At 47.5% G+C, this 13,004-nt stretch carries 12 protein-coding genes; 11 read left to right on the plus strand and 1 reads right to left on the minus strand.

Annotation, left to right across the window (positions count from 1 at the left end; genetic code table 11):
* Window positions 1–3: 3 nt before the first annotated feature.
* A complete protein-coding gene (locus QXV08_RS00090; protein ID WP_342785508.1) occupies window positions 4–1,023 on the minus strand; it encodes an adenylosuccinate synthetase in 1,020 nt (339 codons plus the stop codon).
* Window positions 1,024–1,173: 150 nt separating this feature from the next.
* Here QXV08_RS00090 and QXV08_RS00095 point away from each other — a divergent pair, with 150 nt between their 5' ends.
* The 11 genes from QXV08_RS00095 to QXV08_RS00145 are packed head-to-tail and all read left to right on the plus strand — an operon-like array spanning window position 1,174 to window position 12,998.
* Window positions 1,174–1,935, plus strand: coding sequence for a phosphoribosylaminoimidazolesuccinocarboxamide synthase (locus QXV08_RS00095; protein WP_342788221.1), 762 nt, complete (start codon window positions 1,174–1,176; stop codon window positions 1,933–1,935).
* Window positions 1,907–2,176 carry a phosphoribosylformylglycinamidine synthase subunit PurS gene (gene purS / locus QXV08_RS00100; protein ID WP_342785512.1) on the plus strand — a complete coding sequence of 90 codons (270 nt, stop codon included), beginning with the start codon at window positions 1,907–1,909 and terminating at the stop codon, window positions 2,174–2,176. The genes QXV08_RS00095 and purS overlap by 29 nt, the downstream gene beginning before the upstream one ends.
* A complete protein-coding gene (gene purQ / locus QXV08_RS00105; protein ID WP_342785513.1) occupies window positions 2,166–2,858 on the plus strand; it encodes a phosphoribosylformylglycinamidine synthase subunit PurQ in 693 nt (230 codons plus the stop codon). Before purS ends, purQ begins: the two co-directional genes overlap by 11 nt.
* 2 nt (window positions 2,859–2,860) lie before the next feature.
* On the plus strand, window positions 2,861–5,050 hold the full coding sequence (gene purL / locus QXV08_RS00110; RefSeq protein WP_342785514.1) for a phosphoribosylformylglycinamidine synthase subunit PurL: 2,190 nt from the start codon (window positions 2,861–2,863) through the stop codon (window positions 5,048–5,050).
* 6 nt (window positions 5,051–5,056) lie between these two features.
* Window positions 5,057–6,448, plus strand: a complete 1,392-nt coding sequence (purF, locus tag QXV08_RS00115; protein ID WP_342785516.1) for an amidophosphoribosyltransferase — start codon at window positions 5,057–5,059, stop codon at window positions 6,446–6,448.
* A gap of 6 nt (window positions 6,449–6,454) precedes the next feature.
* Window positions 6,455–7,735 (plus strand): phosphoribosyltransferase family protein, encoded by a 1,281-nt coding sequence (locus QXV08_RS00120; RefSeq protein WP_342785518.1) that lies wholly within the window; start codon window positions 6,455–6,457, stop codon window positions 7,733–7,735.
* Window positions 7,732–9,231, plus strand: coding sequence for a phosphoribosylamine--glycine ligase (gene purD / locus QXV08_RS00125; RefSeq protein ID WP_342785520.1), 1,500 nt, complete (start codon window positions 7,732–7,734; stop codon window positions 9,229–9,231). The genes QXV08_RS00120 and purD overlap by 4 nt, the downstream gene beginning before the upstream one ends.
* Before the next feature lie 5 nt (window positions 9,232–9,236).
* Window positions 9,237–10,475 (plus strand): formate-dependent phosphoribosylglycinamide formyltransferase, encoded by a 1,239-nt coding sequence (purT, locus tag QXV08_RS00130; protein ID WP_342785522.1) that lies wholly within the window; start codon window positions 9,237–9,239, stop codon window positions 10,473–10,475.
* A gap of 7 nt (window positions 10,476–10,482) precedes the next feature.
* Window positions 10,483–10,887, plus strand: coding sequence for a 5-(carboxyamino)imidazole ribonucleotide mutase (gene purE / locus QXV08_RS00135; RefSeq protein WP_342785524.1), 405 nt, complete (start codon window positions 10,483–10,485; stop codon window positions 10,885–10,887).
* Entirely contained in the window at window positions 10,880–11,899 is a 1,020-nt protein-coding gene (locus tag QXV08_RS00140) for a phosphoribosylformylglycinamidine cyclo-ligase (protein WP_342788220.1), read from the plus strand. Before purE ends, QXV08_RS00140 begins: the two co-directional genes overlap by 8 nt.
* Window positions 11,889–12,998 (plus strand): formate--phosphoribosylaminoimidazolecarboxamide ligase family protein, encoded by a 1,110-nt coding sequence (locus QXV08_RS00145; RefSeq protein WP_342785528.1) that lies wholly within the window; start codon window positions 11,889–11,891, stop codon window positions 12,996–12,998. The genes QXV08_RS00140 and QXV08_RS00145 overlap by 11 nt, the downstream gene beginning before the upstream one ends.
* Window positions 12,999–13,004: the final 6 nt, after the last annotated feature.

Here is a 13,004-nt window from a genome sequence, read left to right on the forward strand (position 1 = left end):
ACTTCACCTCAGTAATCCAAGCTCTCTTCTCCTATCGATCACACAGTCCACTTCTTCACATGTTCCTATAAGCGATACCGGGGTCTTCAGTGAATCCTCCACATACTCCACCCATTTCCTCGCTTCAACCGGTAGACACGACCACTCTCTACACCCTCTTGACTCCTTGTAGAGCACATCGAGCTTCGTTAAGGCTATTTGCGTGGCTGAGTTAAGCATTACAGCTCTCCTGGCTAGTTCGATACTAAAGGGTGCTGCCCTCCTGATTCTACGTGTCACCGTTGCCTCCTCAACCCATCCTAGCTTTAAGGCTTCACTGTAATCCAGCTCACCTGGTAATGGCCCGTTTCCAACCCTTGTGACGTAGGCTTTAAACACGACTACTACGTCATCCACATGCTTAGGGCCTAGTCCAACCTCTGATGCTATAGCTGACGCCGTGGTATCCCTACTGGTTACATATGGGTATGTGCCATGGTAGAGGCTCAGGAATGAGCCCTGGGTTCCCTCTACATGCACTAGTCCACCCATTGATAAAGCCTCGTTGACGGCTCCGGGGACATCTATAGTTATCCCCCTTAACTCTTCGAAGTCTCTCGCTAGTTTAAGCCTTCTAGCAACCCTATCGATCATCGCTGCACCAACTCCCTGTAATGTTGAACCAATTACCTGTGAGAAGTACCGGTCTGCCAGCTCTGCTTCAACATGGCGTTCCTCGATGATCCCTGTGTTATAATCCAGTAAAACCCTGCCCCTTGTACCTGTCTCAGTTATCTCCTTGAATAGGATATCCAACCTCACTAGGGCTCCGGGAGCTATTAAAAGGCGTGACCCCCTGGAGATAAAGCCGCTTGGGATCACCCTAAGCTTGAATGTTTTTCCATTAAACACAACTGTGTGGCCAGCGTTGACTGAGCCCGTTCTAACAATTATTTCAGGCTTATCGCTGAGGGCTAGGTAGGCGGCTATCTTGCCTTTCCCCTCATCCCCGAAAAATCCTCCTACTATGATGAGAGATGGCACATCTATCACCCGTAGACTCAATGAATTCCATGTAAATAAATGGTTACCTAGTGTGTCAATGGTACTGGTTAACATTAATACAGGTAATACTTGGGTCAATATTGCTTAAGGTGGTTTCATTAAATCGATTAAAACAATTGTTATCAAAACGTGGTGTCCTCATGTATCAACGTGGTGGGCATGGAGCTTCAATTATTATATGAAGGAAAAACCAAGAGGGTCTACTCTAAGACACCCGAGTTACTCGTGTTGGAGTTCAAGGACGATGTTACAGCGATGGATGGAGTGGTTAAGAAAACCATGCCCGGTAAAGGCGTGATCAACGCGAGGCTCTCCGCATATTTATTTAGACACCTTGAGAAACACGGTGTTGAGACACATCTCGTAGAATATAATGGAGACCGCTTCCTTACAGTTAGAAGGCTTGAAATGCTCCCTATAGAAGTGATCGTTAGGAACCATGCATATGGCTCCCTCCTCAAGAGGATGCCTCTCTACAAGAAGTTGCAGGAGCTTAACCCACCGCTAGTGGAGTTCCACTATAAGGATGACTCACTACACGATCCATTAATCACATCAGAGGATATTATCTACACGGGCCTGCTAACTAGTGGTGAATTAAGATGGTTGATCGAGGTAACGATGAAGGTAAACAATGTATTAAGCGAATTATTTAGTAGAGTAGGGCTTAAACTAGTAGACTTCAAGGTAGAGTATGGGAGAGATGGAAACGGGAAACTAATATTAGGCGACGAGCTCACAGGTGACTCGATAAGGGTTTTAGACGATAAGGGGAACCACCTTGATAAAGAGGTATTCAGGAGGACCGGTGACATAGAAGCCTTGAGAACAGCCTATATAGAGCTATGCAACAGGCTCGGGGTTGACGTCAGCGATGTTGTTCACGGTTAACGTGGTGATATCATACAAGCCCTCCATTAGGGATCCCGAGGGGGAGACAATATATAGACAATTAATACTGAAGAACAACTACAGCATGGTGAAGAATGTCAGGGCTGGTAAATTCCTTAGGCTACTCATTGAAGCGGAGAGCCCCGAGAAAGCGGTTGAACAGGTTAAACAAGCCTGCCTAGACCTCCGGATATATAATCCAGTAGTACATGAGATAGAGGTATTCCTACATGGCCGGTAATGTAGCCGTGCTCAGATTTCCTGGTACAAACTGTGATGAAGAGACTCTTAGAGCCCTTAGAAAACATGGTTTAAACGCTAGAATAGTTTGGCACAAAGACTTTACGTGGAGAGAATATGATGCAATAGTAATACCAGGGGGATTCAGCTACGGAGACCATTTAAGAGCCGGTGCAATAGCGGCGAGGACAAGGGCCGTCGAGCAGGTTGTTGAAGCAGCCCTTAACGAAGTCCCAGTTCTAGGCATATGCAATGGGTTCCAGGTGCTCGTCGAGGCTGGGTTACTGCCCGGCGCCTTGATTCAAAACGAGCAGGGGAGATTCACGTGTAAATGGGTTAGGACAAGAGTGAGGAATCCAAGGGGACCCTGGCTTCTACTAGTAGGCGATAAAATGGCTCTAGATATGCCTGTAGCGCATGCGGAGGGCCGTTATATCATTGATGAACAGGGATATATGAAACTTGTTAATGGAAATCACCCACTAATACTATATGAGGAAGGTTGGAACCCTAATGGGAGCATGTATAGTATAGCCGGCGTGGCCAGCGGAAACGGTGTCATACTAGGGTTGATGCCTCATCCCGAGAGAGCGGTCGAACCCGAGTTGACCCCGAGGGGCTTTAACCCTGGTGGTAAGCTTGTTTTTGAGAGTATATATTACGCAATCAGGAATGGCTGGTGAAAATGCCGCTGAGCACTGAAGAGATAAATGAGATCAGGGATATACTTAAGAGAGAGCCAACTCGTGAAGAATTAGTCATGTTCGAGGCACATTGGAGCGAGCACTGCTCCTATAAGAGCAGTAGGAGACTACTTAGACTACTGCCTAACAAGGGTAGTCATGTAGTGCTTGGGCCGGGCAGGGATGCACCAGCTGTTGAGGTTTTCCCGGGTATCTTAGCAGTGTTCAAGATAGAGAGTCATAATCATCCATCCGCTGTAGACCCATATAATGGGGCGGCAACCGGTGTAGGAGGCATTATAAGGGATATACTCACGCTAGGTGCTAAGCCTATTGCACTACTGGATCTACTATACATGGGCAACCCATTTAATCCGCATGCAAACTGGTTGATTAGAAATATTGTTAAAGGAATAAGTGACTACGGCAACAGGGTCGGAGTACCCGTTGTAGCCGGCGATACATGGTTTGATGAATCATTCAATAAACAACCATTAGTCAACGTGGCATGCCTAGGCATAGTGGAGAAGAATAAGGCTGTGCTATCCAAGCCTAGGCCAGGTGATCTAGTGGTTATAATCGGTAATTCAACCGGTAGGGATGGATTGCTTGGAAGTAGCTTCGCGTCAGCGCCGCTGAAGGATAATATGGTTGAAGACATAGGTGCTGTGCAGATAGGTGACGCGTTAATGGAGAAAATACTCATAGATGTCGTTAATGAGATAGTGGAGAAGAAGCTGGTGGATTATATAAAAGACCTCGGTGGCGGTGGGCTTACAACAGCTATATCGGAGGCTGCCGGGGATTATGATCTAGGTGTCGAAATATATTTAGACAGGCTACACCTGCGCATGGATCTAGAGCCATGCGAGATCCTTGCTTCGGAAAGCCAGGAGAGGATGCTACTGGCTGTTCCACGTGAAAACATTAATGAATTAATCAGGATCCTCGAGAAGTATGAAGTACCATATAGTATCATAGGGGTCTTCAATAATAGTGGTTTCATAAGAGTGTATTATAAGGGTAGAGTAGTTGCGGAAGTCCCCAGTAAAGCTATGGCTAGGCCACGTGCACTGGTAAGGAAATCCAAGCCACCTGAAGACGCGTTGAAGGGGCTGACTCCTCTCCAAGGCATTCCCGAGCCAGACCTAGAGGATGCCATTATAAGGATTTTCTCCTCACCTAATATCGTGTCTAGGAGATGGATATATGAACAATACGATCATGAGGTAGGCGGTAGAACAGTCGTTAAACCGGGTATGGGTGATGCAGCCGTCTTAAAGATTAATGATGAAGGTATGGGCATAGCCGTGAAAGGCGATGGTAACCCAAGATACACGTGGCTCGACCCATTTAATGGAGCTGCAAACGTGGTGTCCGAGTGCTATAGAAACCTAGTCTCAGTGGGGTCGACACCGCTCGCTATAGTGGATGAATTAAACGCTGGTAACCCTGAGAAACCTGAGCACTACTGGTTCTTTGAGAAGATGTTGAAGGGGCTGGCATGGATCTCGAATGAACTAGGCATACCGGTTGTAGGGGGTAAGGTCAGCTTCTATAATGAGGATTCAGTCGGTAATCAGGTGAAACCAACCCTGACTATTGTAGGTATAGGTAGAGTAGACAATGTAAGGAAGGCTAAGACAATGGAGTTTAAGGAGCCAGGATCATATATAATTGTGATCGGGGAAACTCTCCCGGAAATAGGGGGTAGTGAATACCTGTACAGGGTACACGGCTTAGAGACAGGGGAGATACCTGTTCCGAGACCCCGTTTAGAATACATGCACGGGAGTGCTGTGAGGACGCTTATCAACGAGGATGCCGTGTCCTCCGTGCATGATGTTTCAATAGGGGGGCTTGCAACGAGTATACTTGAGATGGCGGTGGTAAGCGGGCTTGGTGCCGAAGTAGAGCTATCCCTTGTGCCGTCGAGGGGTATTGATAGACTAGATTACCTATTATTCTCCGAGACCCAGGCGAGATACATTATAGAGGTACCGTTAAACAAGGTTGAGAAGGCTAGGAGGATACTCGATGAAATGAGTGTAGTGTATGGAGTAGTGGGGAGGGTGTCGAGTAGGAGCCAGGTCGACCTTCTAGTGAATGGAAAGAAGATACTTGAGTTAGATACCAACGTACTCGGGGAGATCTATTCTGACTCCCTGGAGAAATACCTTGAGAGAGGCTAGTAATATATGTGCGGGATAGCCGCCTACATGGGGAGAGGGGATCACTTCAGGATCCTGGTTGAGCTATTATTGGAGTTACAGCATAGGGGACAGGAGGCCGCCGGCATAGTCCTATTCGATAAGGAGGCCAAGAGGTTTGTGAGACTAGCTGGAAGTGGTGTAGTCGGCAACCTGCTACTTAAAGACTCGGCGAGAAATATATCCATAGAGTCTGCGCAGGGAAGATACTACGGTGGAGTAGGGCATGTACGCTACGCCACCACTGGCGGGTACTGGGGCACTGTTATACAACCGATTATAGTTAACACCGGAGGGTTGAATTTCTCATTGGCTTTCAACGGGACGATAGCTAACTACAGGCTTATAGCTGATGAAATAAGGGTTAAGGCCTCCAATGACACCAGGGTCCTAGGATACCTTATAAGTGAGCTAATCCGGGAATATAGGGGCGATATTGTAGAGGCTGTGAGGCATTTAAGCGAGCATGTTATAGGTGGCTACAGTCTCATCGTGCTGACCAATGAGCCACGCATAATTATCGCCAGGGATCCAATCGGCTATAGGCCACTATCGTACTCGCTTCACGGGGAAGATTTCTACGTTGCCTCTGAGACAGCTGCCCTTGAAGCAACCGATGCTGGAGAATGGAGCGAGGTAAAGCCTGGAGAGATAGTTTCATTCGACGGCTTCTCCCTTGAGAGATATATGGCTGGATCAGCTGGCACCCCGTATCCCTGCGTCTTCGAGTACATATACTTTTCTAGACCAGACTCTGTTTTCAACGGGGTAAGCGTCTACGAGGCCAGATACCGTATGGGTAAGGAGTTAGCTGGCTTAATCAATGGGATTGAAGTAGACATAGTTGTCCCGGTACCTGATACTGGCAGGATACCTGCACTGGGTCTTTCAGAGGCGCTTGGACTTCACCTTGAGGAGGCTGTCATCGTCAACAAGTACATGGGTAGAGGCTTCATCACTCCTCCATCCCACAGGAGCATGGTCGTCAGGTTGAAATATAATGTAGTGAAAAACAGGGTTATCGGTAAAAGAATACTCCTTGTCGAGGACTCAATAGTCAGAGGTACAACGCTCAATTACCTAGTGTTAAAGCTAAGGCATGCAGGTGCCTCAAAGGTTCATACCGGGGTCGTTAGCCCATCCTTTAAATACCCATGTTTCATGGGCATAGATATCCCCGCGAAAAACGAGCTGATAGCCGGGGACTTGACCCCGGACGAGGTAGCTAGGAGGCTTGGAGCCGACTCTGTAACATATAACACGATTGAAGGCTTAAGGAGAGCAGTGGGTTTACCCAGTCTATGCATGGCTTGTTTTACAGGTAAATATGCTTTCAAGGGGCTTAGCCTCGAGGATCTTGAGAACATGGTTAAGAGGTGATTCCTCATGGTTTCAGGGCTTTTATCCATATATGCGTTCGATGAATACTGGAATGTAAGTAGCTTCATGAGATACGGGTTACTGGCTTTAAAGAATAGGGGAGACATAACTGTTATCTGTTACCCCTTGAAATCGAGTGTTGAGTGTACTGAGGCATCGATAGATGAAATCGTGGGTAAGGGTCTTGAACACTCGTTTAACATGGTTATTGCAGGCGTGTATAATGATAGGGCAAGCTATTACATTGATGAAGCTAGTGGAATAGCCGTCCTGCTCGATAGAGAGCCAAATACTAATCCAGTACGGGATCTAGTAGAATACATAGGTAGCAATACAGGGATCAACGATATCGTGAGGATCCTAAGCAATTCGGCGATTGATCCTCCAGAGTTAATGAAGGATCACACCGGTGTAATGCTACTTGGCAATGACGTGGTAGTAGCATGGAGGGGCCCTAGGTCGCCCTCGCCTCTGGCACTAGGTGGTTACGGATTCGACATGGCTATTGCTGCAACTGAAACAGCCCCTATAGAAGTTATGGGCGGGAATCCGAGGACCAGTATACCACCAGGTCAATTAGTATTGCTCAACAAGTATATTGTCAAGGTGTTCGGTGCTAGGACAACTGGTAGAGTATGCCTCCTCGAACTCCTTTATATTGCAAGACCTGACTCGGTTATCGATGGCATACCTATATACCTGTTTAGGAAGAAACTAGGGGAGAAGCTTGCTGAGGAACTAATTAAGAAAGGCATTGGAGACAGCATTGATGTAGTTGTAGGCGTGCCTGAAACAGCTCTCCCCTATGCTCTCGGGATCTCCCAGAGACTCGGAAAACCCCTTGAACTCCTATTTGTCTCAACAGGTGTGAAGGCTCGTTCAATGTTGAAGAATAGCTTAATGGAGAGAGCTATAGCGATACATTTAAAAATGAATCCTGTTAAAGGAGTCGTCGAGGGTAAGCGGGTACTTTTAGTCGATGACAGTGTGGTATCTGGTTCAACGCTTAAGACTGTGATTCAAGGCCTCCGCCAGAGACTCGGTGTTGAAGAGGTTCACGTGGTGATCGCGAGCCCGCCTCTCAGGCTACAATGCCCCTACTCCTTATTCGATTTCACAATGAATGACCTTATTTCAGCGAACATGGAGAGCGAAGACATGGTGAAATACCTTGACGCGGACTCCATAACATGGATACCAATAGATGTATTCGAAGAAACCATGGAATCCCTTGGTGTTAATCCGTGTTTCTCATGCTTCATTAGTAGCAGAGGGGATCATGCTTGAAGATCCTGCTAATTGGATCCGGTGCGAGGGAACACGCCCTTGGATTGATGATGTTGAAGAGCGGGTTAGAGCCAAGGGTGTATGTTGCGTCAGAGTACAGGAATCCAGGGCTTGAAAGACTAGCCGAGTCATCTAGTGGTGTGACATTTATTACCAGGGTTACAGAGCCGGGTAGAATACTTGAGATCGCTGAGACCGTGTCACCAGACCTGGTCGTGATAGGTCCTGAGGAACCATTATTCGCAGGTGTCTCTGATGCACTAAGGGAACACGGGTTCACGGTCTTCGGGGCTTCATCGAGGTGTGCTGAGATAGAGAGGAGCAAGGTTTTCGCGAGGAGGCTTATGTGGATGCATGGGATTAATGGAAGATTATTCTATGCATCATTCAGTAATGTAGAGGATGCTGTGAGCTTTGCTGAGCATGCTGGCGATATAGTTGTGAAACCGGCTAGACAGGTCGGGGGAAAGGGGGTTAAGGTATTCAATAATACTAAGTCTTATCTATCCAGTGAAATAAGCCGTATCACCAGTGAATACGTTAGGGACTTATTCAGTGAAATGAATGCATACAAGGATATCGATGAAAAGGTTCTTGTAGAGCTAAGGGTTGAAGGCGTAGAGTACACTCTACACGTAATCTCGAGCGGTGGTTCCATCACGCCATTACCGATCATACAGGACCACCCTCATGCTTTCGAGTATGATGTAGGGCCTGAAACAGGTGGAATGGGGTCTATCTCGGGTCCAGGTTTAACACCTCCATTCCTAACCCTAGGGGAATACGAGGAGAGCCTTAGAATACTCAGCAATGTGATCGAGGCATTGAGGAGTGAGGGATGCAGTGATTACAGGGGTGTTTTGGCTGGTCAAATGATGTTAACGTGGCTGTGGGGTCCAACCGTTATTGAATTCTACAGTAGGTTTGGCGACCCTGAGACCGGTAATCTCCTATACATGCTGGAAGATGATGTGCTTGAAGTATTCGAGAAAGCTGCCTCAGGTAAGCCGTTGGGAAAGCTCAGAATTAGGGAGGATGTTGTCGTTGTAAACAAGGCTGTAGCTCCTCTCGGATATCCAACTAATAGGAAGCTGGCTACCGGGCTCAGGGTTAAAGTAGATGAGGCCTCAATAAGGGATACAGGTTGCACTATTCTATATGGAAGCGTCGAGGTAGGGGGCGATGGATCCCTGTACACTAAGGGATCCAGGTTAGCCGAGATAGTTTGCTGGGGCAACAGCTATGAAGAAGCATATGGGAAAACCGAGAAGGCCATGGGATACGTTGAAAGCGAGGCCTTCTTATTCCATAGAGGAGATATCGGCTCCCCAGAGTCGATGCAAGAGAAGAATAATATAGCTGAGAGGATTAGACGCGTCTATACCTCAAGGGCCAGGCGTGGACTACTAGGTGTATATACGGTGTGGGTTCCAGGAATGGGCTTCATAGAGAACCCTCTGGTAAACCCCTACATGTCTAAACGTGCTCACGGGTGAGACCTATGTCTCAATCCAACCTATTCAAACCCCTTATTGAAATCGGTCCCCCTCTCTCAAGTAGAGCAGTGAAAATACTCTTGCTCGGGAGCGGGGAACTAGGTAAAGAGATAGCGTTAGAGGCGCAGAAACTAGGGTTGGAAGTTATAGCTGTGGATAGATACGATAACGCGCCGGCAATGCATGTTGCACATAGGAGATACGTTGTCGACATGATGAATGATCAAGCCGTTAAAGCCGTTGTGAAAAGGGAGCAACCCGACCTGGTAATCCCCGAGATCGAGGCTGTCTCAACCACCGCTCTCAAGGAGCTTGAGGACGAGGGCTACAGGATCACACCCAATGCGAGGGCTGTTGAGATCTCGATGAATAGGATAAAGCTAAGAGAATACGTTGCTAAAGAAGTTGGTTTACCAACCACCAGGTACGCTATCGCGGAGAGTCCCGGGGAAGTCTTCGAAGCATGTAATGAGATAGGTTATCCATGCATAATTAAGCCTGAGATGAGCAGTAGTGGGCATGGACATGTGAAGATAACTAATGGATCCTTCGATCAGGTGAGGAGAGCCTTCGAGGAGTCGATCAGACATGCGCGTGGGAAGAGTCGTAGAGTATTAGTTGAGGAATATGTTGGATTAGAGGCAGAGTTCACAGTGTTAACCTATAGACACATGAATATAGATGGTAGAGTTGAAACAATTACATGCGACCCCATCGAGCATTGGAGGTATGGCGAGTTCCATTACATAGAGTCATGGCAGCCGTCGACCAGGTCAGCCGAGATCCTTGGTAAGATAGCTGAGATAGGGATTAAGATAGCCGACTCCCTTGGGGGGCTTGGAATATATGGTGTCGAAGTATTCCTTACAAGAGATAACAGGGTGTTATTCAGTGAGGTAGCCCCGAGGCCGCATGACACAGGCTTAGTAACCATCGCGAGCCAGGAGCTAAGCGAGTTTGCTATACACTTAAGAGCTGGACTAGGTCTCCCAGTGCCAAGGCCAAGGATTGTCAACCCAGCTGCCAGCCTAGCCGTATACTCGGGGATAGATACTTGGTCACCTATAATTCACGGTATTAGGGAAGCTCTCTCCATACCTGGCGTTGATATAAGGATATTCGGTAAGCCATACGTATACACTGGGAGAAGAGTTGCAGTCCTACTAGCCAGGGGAGACACGGTTAGTGAAGCACTGGATAAGGTTAGGAAGGCCGGAAGACAGCTTAAAGTAGTGGAGGGGTGAGGTAGGGATGCCGTGTAAGGGTAAGGTGGCTGTAATAGTTGGAAGCGAGCGGGATCTACCTCATGTAGAGAAAGCATTGAATATACTTAGGGAGAACAATGTAGACGTCGATGTCAGGGTTCTAAGTGCTCATAGAACCCCGAAGCAGCTTGAGGAGTATATTGAGAAAGCAGATGTAGACGTATACATAGCGATGGCTGGACTAGCTGCACACCTACCTGGGTTCATCGCATCAAGGACGAGTAAGCCTGTTATAGGGGTACCATTAAATGTCGCGCTTGGAGGGCTTGACGCGTTATTAAGCATCGTGCAAATGCCTAAGGGCATCCCGGTTGCAACGGTTGGCATTGATAACGCGGAGAATGCTGCATACCTTGCTCTGAGAATAATAAACCTGTGCAGGGATGGATAACATGGTTGATTCATGGAGTTATTCTAAATCCGGTGTAGACCTCTCAGCCCACAGGGAGATGCATAGATATGTATTGGAGAAGATGAGGAGGTTAGAGGATAAAGACATCGAACCATATGGCTCTTTCTCTCAATCAGTGATTATGGATGGTAAGACTATAGCCTTGCACGTCGACGGCGTAGGCACGAAGACCATCGTGTTGAAGAAGCTGGGGAAGCTGAGGGTTGCCGGCTGGGATTGTGTAGCGGTAAATGTAAACGATGTCGCATGCGATAACGTTGAACCGGTGGCACTCCTCGACTATATAGCTCTCCCCTCCAGTGACACTGATTCTTTCAGGGAGGTCATAGATGGAATCATAGACGCAGCCGGCGAGCTTGGTGTAAAACTGATCGGTGGGGAGACAGCTATAATGCCGGATCTAGTCAATGGCATTGATGTCGTCTGCATAATTGTAGGGTATAAGAAAGGTGGTGGAAGGTATAGGGCTAGGGTCGGCGATTTAGTCGTTGGTGTGAATAGCTGGGGCCTCCATGCTAATGGATATACGCTGGCGAGGAAAATAGTGGAGTCCACGCTTGGAGGCTATGACGTAGTTATCGATGGAGTTAATATAGGGGAGGAGTTATCAAAGCCCACCCCGATATACTCTAGGCTCGTGCTTGAAGCTCTTGGATCAGGATATGCATCAGCTGCAGCCCATATAACCGGGGGCTCGTTCTACAAGGCTAAAAGGATTCTCCCTGAGGGAGCCGACATGGTGATCAAGGCGCCTGAACCACCCCCGATATTCAAGGTGCTCATGAAGCTCGGTAACGTATCACCCCCAGAGATGTACAGGGTCTTCAACATGGGTATAGGATTAGTTCTCACAACGAGTAGAGACAGCCTGGGTGAGTTAAACCGGCTCATTGAGGAGCATGGCTTTCACCCATATGTAATCGGGGAGATTGTTGAGGGAACCGGGTTGGTTCATGTGATAACCCCGTATGGTGATGTAGTTGAGTACTAGGTTTAACCCCAGGGACCTGGTTGCACATTATAAGCCGGGGAGAATAGCTATTGCAGCTGTTGCAAGCCATTCGGCACTGGATGTTTTCGACGGGGCTAAAGACGAGGGTTTCAGAACCATAGCTGTCTGCCAGGTTGGAAGAGAGAAGACATATATGAGGTTGAACACGGTGATCGATGAGCATATATTATTAGATAGCTTTAGAGATATTGTGAAGCCCTCTGTAATGGATTACCTGGTCAGCAGAAACGCTATTATAGTGCCTAACCGTAGTTTCTCGGTATATGTAGGGTATGATGCAATCGAGAATGAGTTAAGGATCCCGGTATTCGGCAACAGGTATCTCCTCAGATACGAGGAGAGGACTGGGCCTAGGAACTACTATATGCTTCTCCAGGGAGCGGGGATAAGACATCCAAGGATATACAGGGATCCAGGCGAGATAGATAAGCCTGTAATAGTTAAGATACCGCATGCAAGGAAAAGGGTTGAACGGGGATTCTTTATAGCAGTGGATAGGGATGACTTCTACAAGAAGATAGAGAGGCTGGTTAATAATAGCGTTATAAGAAGAGAAGACATCGCTTCAGCCTCGATAGAGGAGTTGGTGGTGGGCGCCCACTTCAACGTCAACTACTTCCATAGTATAGCCAGGAAGAGGGTGGAGTTGCTGAGCATAGACCGCAGGATACAGAGTAATCTAGACGGCTTTCTGCATCTAACAGCTAGTATACAGTTGGAGCTTGAAGAATACTTGGATGTAGAGATGATTGAAGTGGGACATGAGCCCGCAACCATAAGGGAGTCTCTACTGGAGAAGTTATTCGATTATGGCGATAGATTCGTTGATGCATGCAAGAGAATCGTGGAGCCAGGTGTCATAGGGCCTTTCACGCTTCAATTAATTGTAACCAAGGATCTCGATATAGTGGTGTATGATGTAGCACCACGTATAGGCGGAGGCACAAATATCTATATGGGGATCGGTAGCCAATACAGTAAGCTCTACTTCGGGAAACCAATCAGCATGGGGAAGAGGATCGCTATCGAGATACATGAATGCATTGAGTCTGGTTGCTTACAGGAGATAGTCACATGAGGTGTC

It is taken from the genome of Desulfurococcus sp. (assembly GCF_038881575.1).
Taxonomy (GTDB): domain Archaea; phylum Thermoproteota; class Thermoprotei_A; order Sulfolobales; family Desulfurococcaceae; genus Desulfurococcus.